Source organism: Burkholderia cepacia (assembly GCF_001718835.1).
Lineage (GTDB): Bacteria > Pseudomonadota > Gammaproteobacteria > Burkholderiales > Burkholderiaceae > Burkholderia > Burkholderia cepacia_F.
Genome location: NZ_CP013444.1, coordinates 839,810 through 855,484 on the forward strand (window position 1 = coordinate 839,810; position 15,675 = coordinate 855,484).

Annotated in this window: 17 protein-coding genes and 1 pseudogene; 17 read left to right on the top strand and 1 reads right to left on the bottom strand. The window is 67.7% G+C overall.

Annotated features, from left to right (window positions below):
* Positions 1–723 precede the first annotated feature (723 nt).
* The 16 genes and pseudogenes from WT26_RS37560 to WT26_RS24165 all read left to right on the top strand — a co-directional run bounded on the left by WT26_RS37560 (position 724) and on the right by WT26_RS24165 (position 14,153).
* On the top strand, positions 724–879 hold the full coding sequence (locus WT26_RS37560) for a hypothetical protein (RefSeq protein WP_155122644.1): 156 nt from the start codon (positions 724–726) through the stop codon (positions 877–879).
* A gap of 86 nt (positions 880–965) precedes the next feature.
* Positions 966–1,136 carry a Flp family type IVb pilin gene (locus tag WT26_RS24095; RefSeq protein ID WP_042587335.1) on the top strand — a complete coding sequence of 57 codons (171 nt, stop codon included), beginning with the start codon at positions 966–968 and terminating at the stop codon, positions 1,134–1,136.
* Positions 1,137–1,225: 89 nt separating this feature from the next.
* Positions 1,226–1,438, top strand: a complete 213-nt coding sequence (locus tag WT26_RS24100) for a Flp family type IVb pilin (RefSeq protein ID WP_042588745.1) — start codon at positions 1,226–1,228, stop codon at positions 1,436–1,438.
* A gap of 111 nt (positions 1,439–1,549) precedes the next feature.
* Complete coding sequence (locus WT26_RS24105) at positions 1,550–1,732, top strand: Flp family type IVb pilin (RefSeq protein WP_042588746.1); 183 nt, start codon at positions 1,550–1,552, stop codon at positions 1,730–1,732.
* Between the two features lie 31 nt (positions 1,733–1,763).
* A complete protein-coding gene (locus tag WT26_RS24110; protein ID WP_059955685.1) occupies positions 1,764–2,303 on the top strand; it encodes an A24 family peptidase in 540 nt (179 codons plus the stop codon).
* Between the two features lie 40 nt (positions 2,304–2,343).
* Positions 2,344–3,742, top strand: a pseudogene (locus WT26_RS24115) (ATP-binding protein).
* 35 nt (positions 3,743–3,777) lie between these two features.
* The gene (gene cpaB, locus WT26_RS24120) at positions 3,778–4,617 is read left to right on the top strand and encodes a Flp pilus assembly protein CpaB (RefSeq protein WP_069274129.1); all 840 of its coding nucleotides are present in this window, start codon (positions 3,778–3,780) and stop codon (positions 4,615–4,617) included.
* A 119-nt stretch (positions 4,618–4,736) separates the two neighbouring features.
* Complete coding sequence (locus WT26_RS24125) at positions 4,737–6,854, top strand: pilus assembly protein N-terminal domain-containing protein (RefSeq protein WP_069274130.1); 2,118 nt, start codon at positions 4,737–4,739, stop codon at positions 6,852–6,854.
* A gap of 20 nt (positions 6,855–6,874) precedes the next feature.
* Complete coding sequence (locus WT26_RS24130; RefSeq protein WP_069274131.1) at positions 6,875–7,168, top strand: hypothetical protein; 294 nt, start codon at positions 6,875–6,877, stop codon at positions 7,166–7,168.
* A gap of 24 nt (positions 7,169–7,192) precedes the next feature.
* The gene (locus tag WT26_RS24135; protein WP_069274132.1) at positions 7,193–8,476 is read left to right on the top strand and encodes a pilus assembly protein TadG-related protein; all 1,284 of its coding nucleotides are present in this window, start codon (positions 7,193–7,195) and stop codon (positions 8,474–8,476) included.
* An 11-nt stretch (positions 8,477–8,487) separates the two neighbouring features.
* Positions 8,488–9,021 carry a TadE/TadG family type IV pilus assembly protein gene (locus WT26_RS24140; protein WP_069274133.1) on the top strand — a complete coding sequence of 178 codons (534 nt, stop codon included), beginning with the start codon at positions 8,488–8,490 and terminating at the stop codon, positions 9,019–9,021.
* Positions 9,018–9,479 carry a TadE/TadG family type IV pilus assembly protein gene (locus tag WT26_RS24145; protein WP_069274134.1) on the top strand — a complete coding sequence of 154 codons (462 nt, stop codon included), beginning with the start codon at positions 9,018–9,020 and terminating at the stop codon, positions 9,477–9,479. The genes WT26_RS24140 and WT26_RS24145 overlap by 4 nt, the downstream gene beginning before the upstream one ends.
* A 22-nt stretch (positions 9,480–9,501) precedes the next feature.
* Complete coding sequence (locus WT26_RS24150; RefSeq protein ID WP_069274135.1) at positions 9,502–10,710, top strand: AAA family ATPase; 1,209 nt, start codon at positions 9,502–9,504, stop codon at positions 10,708–10,710.
* A gap of 20 nt (positions 10,711–10,730) precedes the next feature.
* Positions 10,731–12,098, top strand: coding sequence for a CpaF family protein (locus tag WT26_RS24155; RefSeq protein ID WP_069274136.1), 1,368 nt, complete (start codon positions 10,731–10,733; stop codon positions 12,096–12,098).
* A gap of 48 nt (positions 12,099–12,146) precedes the next feature.
* Positions 12,147–13,124, top strand: coding sequence for a type II secretion system F family protein (locus WT26_RS24160; RefSeq protein WP_069274137.1), 978 nt, complete (start codon positions 12,147–12,149; stop codon positions 13,122–13,124).
* 54 nt (positions 13,125–13,178) lie between these two features.
* On the top strand, positions 13,179–14,153 hold the full coding sequence (locus WT26_RS24165) for a type II secretion system F family protein (RefSeq protein ID WP_069274138.1): 975 nt from the start codon (positions 13,179–13,181) through the stop codon (positions 14,151–14,153).
* Between the two features lie 90 nt (positions 14,154–14,243).
* Here the strand turns inward: WT26_RS24165 and WT26_RS24170 are convergent, their stop codons facing one another.
* On the bottom strand, positions 14,244–15,026 hold the full coding sequence (locus tag WT26_RS24170) for an ABC transporter substrate-binding protein (RefSeq protein ID WP_059665634.1): 783 nt from the start codon (positions 15,024–15,026) through the stop codon (positions 14,244–14,246).
* A gap of 216 nt (positions 15,027–15,242) precedes the next feature.
* Here WT26_RS24170 and WT26_RS24175 point away from each other — a divergent pair, with 216 nt between their 5' ends.
* On the top strand, positions 15,243–15,662 hold the full coding sequence (locus tag WT26_RS24175) for an MbcA/ParS/Xre antitoxin family protein (protein WP_069274139.1): 420 nt from the start codon (positions 15,243–15,245) through the stop codon (positions 15,660–15,662).
* Positions 15,663–15,675: the final 13 nt, after the last annotated feature.

The following is a 15,675-nucleotide window of genomic DNA, read 5'->3' on the forward strand; positions in this document are numbered from 1 at the left end:
CTGGCAGCGTCCGGCCATTCCATTGATAGAAAAAAACGTCCGGCGATGCAAATCGCCCCCGGTTTAACCGGATGTTTAAACAAGGAAAATCCGGCGAAAACGGGCCGGCGGCGGGCTCGTGATAGGACGAATCGGGCCTCGGTGTTACGGGCATGAAACATTTCTCGTGGCCGGCCGATGCAAACCCGTACACCGGCTGCCGTGCGCTCGCGGCCCGCGCGATCCGGGAAAATCCCGAGAAAATTTTTTGAGCCTTGTCCGGCGGGGCTCTGCGCGGGTCGTGCGGCTGCGTGCGGCGGCGCGGATGTATCAGAAGCGCAACTTCCGGCCGGCCGCGCTCCCCCCGTTCGACCACCCCCCGTCCCGAACCCCTTGCGCGGGCGGGATCGTGGGCCGGCTGGCCCGCTCTTTGCGATAGCTGACTCGCGGAAGTCGACGACGCGACGTCCGGCCGATCCAGACATCGACTACACCAGGATCGACGCCGGCGCGCCCACGGGGTTGGAGTCCGGAGCCACGCAGAACAGCGCCGCATCCGGTCTCACTGGGCAAGTCGCCGTCTGGCCAGCGGGGCGCCGGCATCGTCCGGTCGCCAGAACAAGGAGCAGGACCGAAGTCGGGGGTAACAAAATGATTGACCAAGCCATGCCGCGGCTCGCGAGCCGCCAACGCAGCGCAACGGCGCCACGCCGGGCGACTGCGCTTCATTCTTCCGGCCGGCGTGTGTCGACCGGGCTCCAGGCCGCTTCGGGCGGCAAGCGCATCCGGCAGATCGCCACGCATGCGCACCCGAGCAGCAGTTCCTCGTTCGTCGAAACGGCCCGCAAGGGCATGTGCGCCCGCGCGCCCGTGCCGATGCGGCCGATTTTCACGTTCTGATTTTTTGCAGTGCCAGCAGTAGAAGTAGGTCCCCCGCGTCAATGGTGGCAAGGGGTTTTGTTTAGCGATCCGAAGGGAGAGAAGACATGTCCAAGCTCGTTCAGCAACTGAAGCAGTTCGTCCGTGACGAAGACGGCGTGACCGCCATCGAGTACGGCCTGATTGCCGCGTTGATCGCCGTCGTCATCATCGGCGCGGTGAAGATCGTCGGCCAGGATCTCAATGGCGTCTTTACGACGATCGGCAACGAACTGTGAACCCGCCGACGGGCGAGTTCACGGTTGATTCGCCCGTCATTCCCTCGATTCGATGAGTGATGTTTTTCGTATGCGATGAGGAGCATGTCATGAAGCAGACAGTCCTTGTGCAGCACTCCAGCAGTTTGCGTCAGCTGCTGGCCGGTGTGCGCCGCTCGGGTTTCCTTCGGGACGACAGCGGCGTCACGGCGATCGAGTACGGCCTGATCGCCGCGTTGATCGCGGTGGTGATCATCGGCGCCGTGCAGCTCGTCGGCCAGGACCTGAACGGAGTGTTCACGACCATAGGGAACGAACTGTAGCGCACATGACATGGTGCACGGTCTGGCGTCCGGGCAGGCCAGCCCGGACGTGTATCGGCAGACACGTCGCGCATGTGCAGCAGCACGAATACTGAAGAAACGGAGATCGCCATGCGAACGGGAATCAAGGCGGTAGCGAGATGGATTGACGACAGGGGCGGGGTCACGGCGATCGAATACGCGTTGCTGGCGTCGCTGATCGCGATGGCCATCGTCGCTGCCGTGGCGACGCTCGGCACGTCGCTCGACGGTCTTTACCAGGACGTCGCGGCCCGCATCACGGCCGCGACCTGAATCATCCCGCTCACGATCGAAGAGGCCAGTCATGCTGCCTGCCATGCCGCCCCATCCGGTGCCGCTGTGCGTCACGACGCTCGTGATCGTCGCGGCGAGCACGGACCTGACGTGCCGTCGCATTCCGAACCGCCTGCTCGCGGTCGGGCTCGGCGGCGCACTGGCCGCACAGTGCGTGCTGCTCGGGCCGTGGGCCGGTGTGCTCGCATGGCTCGCCGGCGCCGCGACCGGGCTCGCGCTGCTGCTGCCGCTGTACCTGATGCACGGGATGGCGGCCGGCGACGTGAAGCTGATGGTGACGGTCGGCGCGTGGGTCGGCCCCGCGCTCACGGTCTGGATCGTGCTCGCGACCTTCGTCGCGGGCGGCGTCGGCGCGCTGGCGGTGGTGCTGTGGCGAGGCCGCGCGCGGCAGCTGTTCGCGAACATCCGCTACCTGCTCGCGCGCAGCGCGCTCAGGCAGCAGGGCCTCGCGGCCGACATGCCGGCGCAGGTCGCGTCGGTGGGGGCGTTGCCATACGGCGTCGCAATCGCCGCGGGCACGCTGGGGATGTTGTTCGCGGCCGCCGTGTAAGCGGGCCGCCTGCGCAATCGATGCTGACAACGGAGCGATCATGAACGCAGACCATAACGAGCCGAGACGCGACGCGCAGATCGCTCATCTGCCCGATCCGGCGCCGTCGCGCGGGTCTCACACGAAATTCCAGCCGCGCCTGCCGCGCGCGCCGCGCACGCTCGCGGATACCGGGCTCAAGGACACGTTCGTCGCCGGTCTCGTGCTGAAGTCGACGCTGATGCTCGGCCGCCCGTCGTACGGCGACCTGGTCGAACGGCACTGCCTGCCGCTCGCGGTGCTCGACGACGTCTTCGCGTTCCTGGTGCGCGAGCATCTCGTCGAGCTTACCCATCGAGGCGCGACCGATCTCGACGTGACGTTCCGCCTGACCGACGCGGGCCGCGTGCTGGCGCTCGAGGAACGGGCGCGCAGCGGCTACAGCGGGCCCGCGCCCGTGACGCTCGACGCGTATATCGAGATGGTCGACCTCCATTCGGTCCGCAGGCAGCGCATCGCGCGCGCCGACGTGATGGCCGCGTTCGAGGGCATCGTGTACGACATGGCGATCATCGAAGCCGCGGCCGCCGCGCTGAACGCGGGCCGGCCGCTGCTGATCTACGGCCCCGCCGGCAGCGGCAAGACCTTCCTCGCCGAGCGGCTCGGTTCGCTGATGCGCGGCTGCGTGCCGGTGCCGTACGCGGTCTGCGCGGCCGGCGAAGTGATCCAGATCCACGACCCGCTCGTGCACGTCGACGCGGCGCAGCAGCCGGACGGGCAGTCGGTTGACCGCCGCTGGCGCCTGTGCGAACGGCCGGTCGTGATGTCGGGCGGCGAACTGACGCTCGACGAGCTCGACCTGCGCCGCGACGAAGCCGCCGGCTTCTACCAGGCGCCGCCGCACATGAAGGCGAACATGGGCATGTACGTCGTCGACGATCTCGGCCGCCAGCGCGTCGAGCCGCGCGACCTGCTCAACCGCTGGCTGCGTCCGCTCGATCGCGGCGTCGATTACCTGACGCTCGAATCCGGCAACCGCTTCGTGATGCCGTTCGATGTCTGGCCGGTGTTCTCGAGCAACCTCGCGCCGGAGCAGTTCTGCGACGACGCGTTCCTGCGCCGGCTCGGCTCGAAGCTGCACGTCGGCGCGATGGCGATCGACGACTACCACACGGTGTTCGACGCGATGTGCCGCTCGCTCGGCCTCGTGCCGGCCAACGACGCGTTCGACTACCTCGCGCACAAGCTGCACCTGCCGACCGGCAAGGCGTTTCTCGCCTGTTTCCCGGCGGACCTGCTGCGTCTCGTGGCCGCCGGCGCGCTATCGCGGCGACCCGATGGAAGTCACGCCGGAGGGGCTGCATGAGGCTTGGGCCGGCTACTTCGGCTCCGCGCCCGAGCGCGACAGCCCGCATCCGCCGGCGGGCGAGCGGATGGGCCGCACGCTGATTTCCGGTTGAGCCGTTTCTTTCACGATTCGTCGAGGAGCATTGCCATGAAAAACACTCGCGCAATCACGATGCTGATCATCGCCATGGTGGCCGGCCTTGCCGCTGTCGCGTTCGCATCGCGGTGGCTCGTTCAAACGTCCACCAGCGCCGTCACGCAAGTTGCCGTCGCGGCCACCGACCTGAACCTGGGCGAACCGCTCGGGCCGAACCAGATCCACATGGTCAGCTGGCCGTCGGGCAGCGTGCCCACCGGCGCGTTCACCGATACGAAGGCGCTCGAAGGGCGCGTCGTGCGCACCAGCCTCGCACGCGGCGAGCCGGTGATCGAGACGAAGCTCGCGCCGGTCGGCACCAAGGGCGGGCTGTCCGCGGTGATCGCCGACGGCAGCCGCGCGATCACGGTGCGCGTGAACGACGTGGTCGGCGTCGCGGGCTTCGCGCTGCCGGGCAACTACGTCGACGTGATCGTCAACACGCAGGAACAGCAGGGCAAGACCGACGGGCAGAGCATCTCGAAGATCGTGCTCGAGCACATCCTCGTGCTCGCCGTCGCGCAGCAGGTGAGCCGCGACGACACGGCGCCGAAGGTCGTCAACGCGGTGACGCTGGAAGTCACGCCCGACCAGGCCGAACGGCTCGACCTCGCGCGCAGCGTCGGCACGCTGTCGCTCGTGCTGCGCAACCAGGTCGACCAGAAGACGCTGAACACCGACGGGGCGACCAAGCTGACGCTGCTCGGCAGGCCCGTGGCGCCGTCGGCTCCGCCGGCGCCCGCCCGTGCGAAGCCGGTGCGCGTGCACGTCGCATCGCACGCGGCGCCGGAAGCGCGGCGCGACTGCGTCGGCGTGCTGACGGGCGTGGCCGGCAGCGTCGAATGCTTCTGAGCACGTCAACAACAGGCATGGCGTCAACAACACGGACAGCAACCAGGCCGCTCGCCGCAAGCGGCGGCCTTTGACAGTCAAGCCCGGCGCTTCGCCGGGAATTCGGGGGATCAGACGAAATGAAGATCAAACCGCAAAGTTCTGGAGCCGGACCGGCGCGCCATCGCGCCCTGCACGGCGCGATGGTGGCGGCAATTCTCTGCGCCGGCTGGTTCAACGTCTACAGCGCGGTCGCGCAGGTCGGCGCCGAGGCGGGGGCGCTGCTCAAGGGCGGCCCGGCGAGCGCGCCGGCCGCGGTCGGCAAGGGGCCGATGCAGATGACGATCAGCATGGCGCCGGCGCCTGCAGCAGGGGCAGCGGCAGCCGCCGCCGCGAACGGGCCGCTGCGCGGGCCGAATTGCGTCGGCGCCGTGCGCGAATCCACCAGCGTCAGCGTGCCGCTCGGCAAGTCGCTGCTGGTGCCGATGCCGGAGCCGGTCCGCAATCGGACGATCGGCAATCCGGCGGTCGCGCAGGCCACGATGGTGTCGCCGCAGACGCTGTACATCCTCGGGCTCGCGGTCGGCACGACCAACATGATCGTGCAGGGCAAGAGCGGCGCATGCCGCGTGATCGACGTCGCGGTCGGCGCGGACGCCGGCGGCCTGCAGGCGTCGCTGCTGCAACTGATGCCGAACGAGCGCGACATCCGCGTGACGACCGCGGCCGGCACGATCGTGCTGTCGGGCACCGTGTCGAGCTCGCAGGCCGCGCAGCAGGCGGCCGCGATCGCGAAGGCGTATGCGAACGCGGGCGGCGGCGGCGCCAACGGCGACAGCAAGAGCGGCGGCGGCGTGCTGAACATGCTGGCCGTCACGTCGCCGCAGCAGGTGATGCTCGAGGTGAAGGTGGCCGAGGTGTCGAAGACGCTGATCAACCAGATGGGCAGCGCGCTCAACATCCAGGGCGGATTCGGTTCGTGGAGCGGCGCGCTGGTCAGCAACCTGCTCGCGGGGGTGGCGAGCGGCATCGTCGCGAACAAGGCGAACAACAAGCCGTTCAACCTCGCGGCCGACGCGCAGAACACCGACAACCTGGTCAAGATCCTCGCGGAGCCGAACCTGGTGACGATCAGCGGCCAGGAGGCGACGTTCCTCGCCGGCGGCAAGATCTTCATCCCGATCCCGCAGAGCAATAGCGGCAACGGCACGTCGTCGATCACGCTGCAGGAAGAGGAATTCGGCGTCGCGCTGAAGTTTACGCCGACCGTGCTCGCGAACGGCCGGATCAGCCTGAAGGTGGCGCCGGAAGTGTCGGAGCTGTCGCAGACGGGTGTCACGCTGAGCGCGACCAACATCGGCGGCACGTCGATCCTGCCGCTGATCACGACGCGGCGCGCATCGACGACGGTGCAGATGAGCGACGGCGAATCGTTCGCGATCGGCGGGCTGATCAAGGACAACGTGACGGGCGCGCTGAAGGCACTCCCGGGCGTGGGCGAAGTGCCGGTGCTCGGCGCGCTGTTCCGCAGCACGTCGTTCCAGCAGGATCGCACGGAGCTGATCTTCCTGATCACGCCGCACCTGGTGAAGCCGCTGCAGACCGCCGACGTACCGCTGCCGACCGACAGCTTCACCCGGACGAACGAAGTCGACGTGTACGCGACGGGCGACATGGAAGGCCGCGGCGGGCTGCGCAAGCACGGCAGGGCGCCGGCGAGCGAGGCCGCGCCGGCGCAACCGCAGTCGCAGGCTCCTGCGCCGGTGCCGGCTCCGGCGCCCGCGCCGCAGTCGGACGAGCCCGCCGCCTCCGCCGCGCTGCCGGCGCCGCGCGCGCCGCACGCCGATCCGGCCGCGCAGCCGGCCGTGACGGCGCTGCCGGTGACGACGCAGGACGTGCCGGCCAAGCCGATCGCGTCGTCGTCGCCGGTGAAGGCTGTGCTGGCCAAGCAGTTCGCGGCAGCACCGTCGCCGGTGAAGGTCGAGCCGGCCAAGCCGGTCGCGGCAGCGCAGGCGCCGGTGAAGGTCGAGCCGGCCAAGCCGGTCGCGGCAACGCCGGCCCCGGTGAAGGCCGAACCGGCACCGGCCGCCGCCGCGGCACCGTCCACCGCCGACGCGACGGCGGCCCGCGTCGCCCGCATCGAGGCGGCCGCGGCCCGCATCGCCGCGGCGACCCAGGCGAACCCGCCGAGCCCGGCCAATCGCCACCCGCAACAGGTTGCCGGCGCGAACGCCGCGCCGTCGTCCACCGATCGTTGATGCCATCCAAGGGGACACTCATGAAATCCGCCTACCTCGTATTCGTGCGCCGTGCGGCGCTCGCCGCACCGCTTGCCTTCGCGCTTGCCGGCTGCATGTCGTCGACCCCGGTGTGGGACACCCGCTTCGGCGAATCGGTCCGCGCCGTGACGCAGGCCCAGATCATCGATCCGCATGCCGCGGAGCACGCGCCGAAGCCGGCCGTGTCGGGCAGCGCCGCGGCGTCGGCGCTCGACAACTACGACAAGTCGTTCCAGACGATCGAGCCGAAATCGAACACGTTCGTGATCGGCATCGGCAAGGCCACCCAGTAACGACAGTCAACCAGGGAGAGTGCCATGTCCCGCGTCGCTCAACATGCTCGAATCGCCGGTCGCGGCAAGCGCCGCCAGCGCGGTGCCGTCGCGATCATCGTCGGTCTTGCACTGGCGGTGATGATCGGGTTCGTCGGCCTGGCGCTGGATCTCGGCAAGCTGTACGTCACGCGCAGCGAACTGCAGAACAGCGCCGATGCATGCGCGCTGTCGGCTGCGCGTGACCTGACGAGCGCGATCAACCTGTCGATCGCGGAAGCGGACGGCATTACGGCCGGTCATCTGAATTACGCGTTTTTCCAGGGCGCGCCGGTGCAGCTCAACACCGATTCCAACGTGACCTTCAGCGATTCGCTGACCAATTCGTTCCTGCCGAAGGGTTCGGTCGGGTCGCCGTCGAGCATCAAGTACGTGCAGTGCACCGCGACGCTGAGCAACATCGCGCACTGGTTCATGCAAGTGCTGAACACCATGCCGGGAGTGAACATCGCGAACGCGTCGGTGTCGGCGATGGCCGTCGCGACGGTGGGCCCCGCGCAGACCAACTGCGCGATTCCCGTGTTCATCTGCAAGAAGGCGGGCGGCTACGCGCCCGGCAACTGGATCACCGCGCTGGGCGGCGCGACGTCGTGGTCGGGCGGGAATTTCGGCTGGGCGGCGCTCGACGGATCGAACAGCAATTCGTCGATCACCAACGAACTCACGGGCAACTACTGCGACCTGCCGTCGGGCACCGCGCAGATCGGCTCGCCCGGGAACATGTCCGCGAGCGCGGACGCGTGGAATACGCGTTTCGGCATCTACGGGCACGGCTTCAAGGCCCCGACGGCCGGGTCGAGCGGCAATACGCCGGACTTCACCGGCTATACGTACAACGCGGCGACGGGCTTCTCGCAGACGTCGAACCCCGACGCCGCACCCGACGCCTATGCGCATTTCTTGAATGACCGGTCGCAGAACCAGGTCTATCAGGGCGATTCGACCACCGGCATCAGCACCGCCGGAACGGCCCTGACCAAGAGCGGCTACCAGAGCTATGGCGCCGACCGCCGCATCGTGATCGCCCCCGAAGTCGATTGCTCGTCGTTGGGCACGGGCGGTGCTCACAAGACAGCCGTGCTGCAGTGGGACTGCGTGCTGATGCTGGATCCCGTGCAGTCGAACAGTTCCGGCGGTTCCGGCAGCATCACCGCGCACCTCGAATACCTCGGCTCGTCGAGCTCGGCGGCGAACAACCCATGTGCGTCGGAAGGCGTGCCGGGCGATTCCACGTCGGCCGGCCCGAAAGTGCCGATGCTCATCCAGTAACGGAGACGATCATGAAACGGTCCCCGCTTCGCCGTTCCCGCATGCGCGGTGTTGCTGCTGTCGAGTTCGCGTTCGTGCTGATCCCGCTCGTGCTGCTCGTCACCGGCGTGGCCGAGTTCGGCCGCGCGATCTACCAGTACGAGTCGCTGACCAAGTCGACGCGCAATGCCGCACGCTACCTGTCGACATTCCAGCCGAGCGACCCCGCCTATCCGATCGCGTCGGCGCAGTGTCTCGTCGTCTACGGCAGCACGACGTGCGGCTCGTCGGGCACCGAGCTCGCGCCCGGCCTGACGACTTCGATGGTGATCGTCTGCGACTCCGCGCACACGACGGGGTGCAGCGACACGTCCGATCCGTCGCAGTTCGCGAACCTGCCGACCTACGACTCGAACAACGGCGCATCGACCGGCACGCCGTCGGGCAGCATCAACGTCGTCGAAGTGAAGATCGCGGGCTACAAGTACCAGCCGATTCCCGCGTTCTACGGGTTGCAGGCCTTCACCTTCGGCAACATCGTCACCGTGATGAGGCAAGTGTCATGAAATCGCGCGCTCATGTCCCGCTGCGCCGCCGCATGCAACGCGGCGCGACTGCCGTCGAATTCGCGATGATCGCGGCGATCTTCTGCACCGTGCTGATCGGCATCTTCGAATTCGGCCGCGTGCTGTTCTACTGGAACACCGCGAGCGAAGCCGTGCGTCTCGGCGCGCGCACCGCGACGGTCTGCGATGCGGACGCGACGGTCATCAAGAAGCGCATCACGTCGCTGATGCCGCTCCTGAAGTCCGCGAACGTGGCGCTCAGCTACGCGCCGGCGGGCTGCGATTCCGATGCGGCCACCGCGCGGAGCACCTGCGAGTTCGTCACGGTGAGCGTGACGAACATCACCGTCACCACTCTGATTCCGTTCGTGAACGTCTCGGTCAGGATGCCGGCGTTCGCGACGACGCTGCCGCGCGAAAGCCTTGCGTCTTCGACGGGCGGAACGGTCTGCAATTAACCGAACTGGCGAGGGGAACAACATGATCAACATCCTCGTAGCTTCCGACGATACCGCGCGGCTCACGCAGATCGCGCGCCTCGTGGCCGACTGCGGACGTTATCGCGCCACGCGCGCGACCGGCCGCCCGTCGCAGATCGAACATCGCACCGACGGGCTCGACGCGTTCGACATCCTGCTGGTCGACGGCACGTCGCTCGACGCGGCCGAGCTGGCCGCGATCGAACGGATGTGCCGGCTGCACATGGGCCTGACCTGCATTCTCGTGACGGCGGACACGTCGCAGCACATGCTGCTCGACGCGATGCGCGCGGGCGCGCGCGACGTGCTGCAGTGGCCGCTCGAAGTCCATTCGCTCACCGATGCGCTGCAGCGCGCGGCCGCGCAAAGCACGCGGCGCGACACCGACGATACGCGGATCGTGTCGTTCATGTCGTGCAAGGGCGGGGCCGGCACGAGCTTCGCGGCCAGCAACATCGCGTTCGAGATCGCCGAAGGCTTCAAGCGGCGCGTGCTGCTGATCGACCTGAACCAGCAGTTCGCCGACGCGGCCTTTCTCGTCAGCGACGAAACCCCGCCGTCGACGCTGCCGCAGCTGTGCACGCAGATCGAGCGGCTCGACAGCGCATTCCTCGACGCGAGCGTCGCGCGGGTCAGCGACACCTTCCACGTGCTCGCGGGCGCAGGCGACCCGGTCAAGGCCGCCGAGATGCGCGAGGACGCGCTCGAATGGATCCTGGGTGTTGCCGCGCCGCGCTACGACTTCGTGATCTTCGACGTCGGCGTCTGCATCAATCCGCTGTCGATGGTCGCACTGGATCGCAGCGACCAGATCCAGCTGGTGCTGCAGCCCGCGATGCCGCACGTGCGCGCGGGCCGCCGGCTGCTGGAAATCCTCGTGTCGCTCGGCTATCCGCTCGACCGCCTGCGCCTGATCGTGAACCGCAACGCGCGCGCGAGCGAGCGCACGCGGTCCGCGCTCGAGGAAGTGCTCGGCATGCGCGCGACGGACGTGATTCCCGACGATCCCGCCACCGTGCTCGAATCGGTCAACCAGGGGCACCCGATTTCGCGCCTCGCGCGCAACTGCACGGTGGCCCGCGCGTTGCAAGGCTGTGCGAAGCAACTGGTCGACGGGGAGGTGCGCGCGGGGCACGGCGCGCCACGCACTGAACCGCTGATGTCGCGGCTGTTCGGCCGCAGGGCCACGCCGAAGCTCAAGTCCATGTGAATTCATTCGAGGAGTCGACCATGTCACTGCGCGAACAGTTGTCCATGCAACGGCTGCCGCCGGTCGCGGCACGCGCCGACCACGGCGGTCCCGGCGGCGCGATGGTGCGCGACGCATACCAGAAGCTGCGCCGCGAAATCCACCTGGCCGTGCTCGAACGCGTCGAGCTCGAGCGCCTGTCGCGCCTGCCGCAGGAGCAGGTCCGCCACGAGATCTCGATGCTGATCGCGCGCATCCTCGACGAGGAGCGGCTGCCCGCGAACGACATCGAGCGGCGCCAGCTCGCGATCGACGTGTACGACGAGATGTTCGGCTTCGGCCCGCTCGAGGCGCTGCTGCGCGACCCCGGCATTTCCGACATCCTCGTGAACACGTACCGGCAGGTCTATGTCGAGCGCGCCGGCCAGCTCGAACTGACCGACGTGACGTTCTACGACGATGCGCACCTGATGAAGGTGATCGAGAAGATCGTGTCGCGCGTCGGGCGCCGCATCGACGAATCGAGCCCGATGGTCGATGCGCGCCTGCCGGACGGCTCGCGCGTGAACGCGATCATCCCGCCGTCCGCGATCGACGGGCCGCTGATGTCGATCCGGCGCTTTGCGGTGAACCCGCTGAAGATGGACGACCTCGTGCGCTATCACAGCCTGACGCCGCCGATGGCCGAACTGCTCGACGCGCTGTCGCGCGCGAAGGTGAACGTGCTGGTGTCGGGCGGCACCGGCAGCGGCAAGACGACGCTGCTCAACATCCTGTCCGGCTACATTCCGCGCAACGAGCGGATCGTGACGATCGAGGACGCCGCCGAGCTGCAACTGCAGCAGCCGCACGTGCTGCGGCTCGAAACGCGCCCGCCGAACATCGAGGGCAAGGGCGAGATCACGCAGCGCACGCTGGTGCGCAACGCGCTGCGGATGCGCCCCGACCGGATCATCCTCGGCGAAGTGCGCGGCGCCGAAGCGCTCGACATGCTCAACGCGATGAACACCGGCCACGAAGGCTCGCTCGCGACGATCCACGCGAACACGCCGCGCGACGCGCTGACGCGGCTCGAGAACATGATCAGCATCTCCGGGCTGACGCTGCCGCCGAAGACGATGCGCCAGCAGATCGCGTCCGCGATCTCGGTGGTCGTGCAGGCGGCGCGGCTGACGGACGGCAAGCGCAAGATCGTCAGCATCCAGGAGCTGACCGGGATGGAAGGCGACATCATCAACATGCAGGAGATCTTCACGTTCAAGCGCTCGGGTGTGGATCGCGACGGCTCGGTACGCGGCCACTTCTGCGCGACCGGCGTGCGGCCGAAGTTCGTCGAGCGGCTGCAGGCATTCGGCATCAACCTGCCGGATTCGCTGTACGACCCGGCGCGCCATTACGAGGCGAACTGACGGCGCGGCCGGCGTGCGCCGGCCGCGTTCCGAAGACGAGGAACGACCATGGATCCGATCTTCTACGCGTTTGTGATTCTCCTGTTCGTCGCGGTGGTGCTGGCGTTCGAGGGGCTCTACCAGTGGTGGAACGCCCGGCACGGCGTCGCGGCCAAGCGCATCGAGGCGCGCATCCGCTCGATGTCGGCCGGCGGCAACGTCCAGCAGGAACGGCTGTCGATCCTGAAGAAGCGGATGCTCGACGAATCGAAGCCGTTCGACCGCCTGCTGATGGCGATGCCGCGGGTGCACGCGCTCGACCTGCTGCTGCAGCAGTCCGGCATGAGCTGGTCGGTCGCGAAGCTGGTCGGCATGAGCCTCGCGCTGCCGCCGCTCGCGCTGGCGGCGCTCAGCTTCACGACGCTGCCGTTCCCAGTGGCGGTGCTGGCCGCGCTGCCGACCGGCGTGCTGCCGCTGCTGTTCGTGATGCGCAACCGCGGGCGCCGGATGCGCAAGCTCGAGCGGCAGTTGCCGGACATCTGCGACATGATCGCGCGCGCGCTGCGGTCCGGTCACTCGTTCACGAGCACGCTCGGGATGGTCGGCGACGAGTTTCCCGACCCGATGGGCGGCGAGTTCCGGGTCACGTTCGACGAGGTCAACTACGGCGTGTCGCTGCACGACGCGCTGATGAACCTCGCCACGCGCGTGCCGGTGCAGGACCTGCGTTACTTCGTGATCGCGGTGCTGATCCAGCGCGAGACGGGCGGCAACCTGGCCGAGCTGCTCGACAGCATCGCCGCGCTGATCCGCGAGCGCTTCAAGCTGTTCGACAAGGTGCGCGTGCTGTCCGCGGAAGGGCGGCTGTCGGCATGGATTCTCGGGCTGCTGCCGTTCGCCGCCGCCGGCGCGATGATGCTGCTGAACCGCGAATTCCTGTCGGTGCTCTGGGAAGATCCGGCCGGGATCAAGCTGGTCGTCTCCACGCTGGTGTCGATGGCGTTCGGCGTGCTGTGGATGCGCCGAATCATCCGGATCCGTGTCTGACGCGCGGCGCGCGCAACGTGGCCGGATGCTTCACGCTCTGATCGAGGAGTTGTCATGCAAAACCTGAACCTGATGCAAATCCTGATGCTCGGCGGGCTGTTCGCGGCGGTGTTCGCGGGCGCGCTGGTGGCGCTGCTCGTGTTCGTGCCGCGCAACATGCAGCGCCGCGTGCAGCAGGCGGGCGGCAGCGCCGTGACGCTCGGCGACGGCAGCTCGACGGGCGGCGGCGCGTCCGAATGGATCGCGAAGTTCGCCGAAATGTCGAAGCCGATCTCGAGGCTGTCGGTGCCGAAGCAGGGCTGGGAGAATTCGCCGCTGCGCATCCGGCTCATGAATGCCGGCTGGCGCACGCCGAACGCCGCGAGCGTGTACTTCGGCGCGAAGACGCTGCTCGCGATCGCGCTGCCGGCCATGCTGCTGCCGGCGCTGATCACCACCAGGCTCGCGGAGAGCCGCTACACGCTGTCAATGATCCTCGTGCTGTTCGGCGCGATCGGCTATTACCTGCCGAACGTCGTGCTGGCGCGCAGGATCGCGTCGCGCCAGCGCGCGATCTTCGAGGATTTCCCGGATGCGCTCGACCTGCTGACGGTGTGCGTCGAAGCGGGGCTCGGGCTCGACGCGGCGCTGATGAAGGTGAGCGAGGAGCTGCGGTTCAGCAGCGAGGTGGTCGCGAGCGAACTCGACCTGCTGCTGCTCGAGATGCGCTCCGGCTTCACGAAGGAGACGGCGCTGCGCAATCTCGCGCTGCGTACCGGCGTGGAGGACATCGAGGCGTTCTGCGCGATGCTGATCCAGGCCGACCGGTTCGGCACGAGCATCAGCGAATCGCTGCGCGTGCTGTCCGACATGCTGCGCACGCGGCGCCGGATGCGCGCGGAGGAGCGGGCCGCGAAGATCGCGCTGAAGCTGCTGTTTCCGCTGATCTTCTGCATCTTCCCCGCGCTGATGGTGGTGCTGCTCGGGCCGGCGTTCATCCACATCTACCGGATCCTGCTGCCGACCTTTGCGTCGATGAACGGCGGCTGAGAATTCCGGACGACGGGCGCCGCCGGATCACGGCGGCGGGGAGGGGAGGCGGCCGGCTTGTCCGGCCGCGTCTTTTTGGGGCGCGCCGCGTCAGCCGCCGTAGATGTCGAAGTCGAAGTACTTCGACGCGAGCCGCTTGTAGGTGCCGTCCTTGACCATGTCGAGGATTGCGCCGTCGATCTTCGCCTTCAGGTCGGTGTCTTCCTTGCGCAGCCCGATGCCGGCGCCGATGCCGAGCACCTTCTCGTCGACGAGCTCCGGGCCGACGAACGCGTAGTTCGCGCCGCGCGACGATTTCAGGAACCCGATCGCGGCCTGCACCTCATCCTGCAGCGCCGCGTCGAGGCGGCCCGAGGTCAGGTCGGCGTATACGCCGTCCTGGTTCTGGTACGACACGACGTTCGCGCCTTGCTTGCCCCAGTACGCCTTTGCGTACGTTTCCTGCGTCGTGCCCTGCTCGACGCCGATCGATTTGCCTTTCAGCGATTCGGCCGTCGGCAGCAGCGGCGAGCCCTTCTTCACGACGAGCCGCGTCGGCTGGTTGTAGATCTTCGTCGTGAAGCCGATCTGCTGCGCACGCTGCGGCGTGATCGACATCGACGACAGCACCGCGTCGAACTTCTTCGCCTTCAGCGCCGGAATCATCCCGTCGAAATCGTTCTCGAGCCACACGCACTTCGCCTTCAGGCGTGCGCAGATCTCGTTGCCGAGGTCGATGTCGAAGCCGACGAGCTTGCCGTCGGGCGCCTTCGACTCGAACGGCGCGTAGCTGGCGTCGGTGCCGAAGCGGATGGTGGTCCAGTCCTTCGCGGCGGCGGGGCCTGCGGATACCGCGAGCAGGGCGATCGAAACAGCGGCAATCAGTCTCTTCATGGTGCGTTCCTTGGCGTGGTCTGTCCGGTTCCGGCGCGGACGGGAGACATCCGCGCTGTCCCGTGCCGCTATTAGCGCAGAAAATAAAATATGAGTCCAGAATGGACAAAAAATATCGATTCGGCGCACGCAAGCGTCGAATGCCGGGTGCCGACCCTTGCAAAAATACGAAAATGGACTAATCTTGTTAGTAAATTCGTTTCGAGACTAACGATCATGTCCCGGCCCGCTCACGTTCCGCATCCCGTCCCGCCGCAGGCCTCGGTCGCACAGATGTCGGCGGCCGGCCTGCGTGCGTTTTTCAACATCGCGCGCGACTGGGAACTGACGATCGACGAACAGATCGTGCTGCTCGGGTCGCCCGGCCGTTCGACGTTCTTCAAGTGGAAGGCCACGCCGGAATCGGCGCGGCTGCCGCGCGATACGCTCGAGCGGCTATCGCTGCTGCTCGGCATCTACAAGGCGTTGCAGATCCTGCTGCCGCAGCCGGCCGCGGCCGATGCGTGGGTCAAGCGGCCCAACGACGCGGCGCCGTTCGGCGGCAAGCGCGCACTCGACCGGATGCTCGCCGGCAACGTCGGCGATCTGGTCGCCGTCCGGCAATATCTCGACGCGATGCGAGGTGGCTGGGCGTGAACACTCCCGACGC

Coding starts and splice junctions, on each gene's coding strand:
- WT26_RS24170 (WP_059665634.1), bottom strand. CDS start 15,026: ATGAAGAGACTGATTGCCGCTGTTTCGATCGCCCTGCTCGCGGTATCC.
- WT26_RS24140 (WP_069274133.1), top strand. CDS start 8,488: ATGAAACGGTCCCCGCTTCGCCGTTCCCGCATGCGCGGTGTTGCTGCT.
- WT26_RS24135 (WP_069274132.1), top strand. CDS start 7,193: ATGTCCCGCGTCGCTCAACATGCTCGAATCGCCGGTCGCGGCAAGCGC.
- WT26_RS24125 (WP_069274130.1), top strand. CDS start 4,737: ATGAAGATCAAACCGCAAAGTTCTGGAGCCGGACCGGCGCGCCATCGC.
- WT26_RS24145 (WP_069274134.1), top strand. CDS start 9,018: ATGAAATCGCGCGCTCATGTCCCGCTGCGCCGCCGCATGCAACGCGGC.
- WT26_RS24105 (WP_042588746.1), top strand. CDS start 1,550: ATGCGAACGGGAATCAAGGCGGTAGCGAGATGGATTGACGACAGGGGC.
- cpaB (WP_069274129.1), top strand. CDS start 3,778: ATGAAAAACACTCGCGCAATCACGATGCTGATCATCGCCATGGTGGCC.
- WT26_RS24095 (WP_042587335.1), top strand. CDS start 966: ATGTCCAAGCTCGTTCAGCAACTGAAGCAGTTCGTCCGTGACGAAGAC.
- WT26_RS24100 (WP_042588745.1), top strand. CDS start 1,226: ATGAAGCAGACAGTCCTTGTGCAGCACTCCAGCAGTTTGCGTCAGCTG.
- WT26_RS24155 (WP_069274136.1), top strand. CDS start 10,731: ATGTCACTGCGCGAACAGTTGTCCATGCAACGGCTGCCGCCGGTCGCG.
- WT26_RS24110 (WP_059955685.1), top strand. CDS start 1,764: ATGCTGCCTGCCATGCCGCCCCATCCGGTGCCGCTGTGCGTCACGACG.
- WT26_RS24130 (WP_069274131.1), top strand. CDS start 6,875: ATGAAATCCGCCTACCTCGTATTCGTGCGCCGTGCGGCGCTCGCCGCA.
- WT26_RS24165 (WP_069274138.1), top strand. CDS start 13,179: ATGCAAAACCTGAACCTGATGCAAATCCTGATGCTCGGCGGGCTGTTC.
- WT26_RS24160 (WP_069274137.1), top strand. CDS start 12,147: ATGGATCCGATCTTCTACGCGTTTGTGATTCTCCTGTTCGTCGCGGTG.
- WT26_RS24150 (WP_069274135.1), top strand. CDS start 9,502: ATGATCAACATCCTCGTAGCTTCCGACGATACCGCGCGGCTCACGCAG.
- WT26_RS24175 (WP_069274139.1), top strand. CDS start 15,243: ATGTCCCGGCCCGCTCACGTTCCGCATCCCGTCCCGCCGCAGGCCTCG.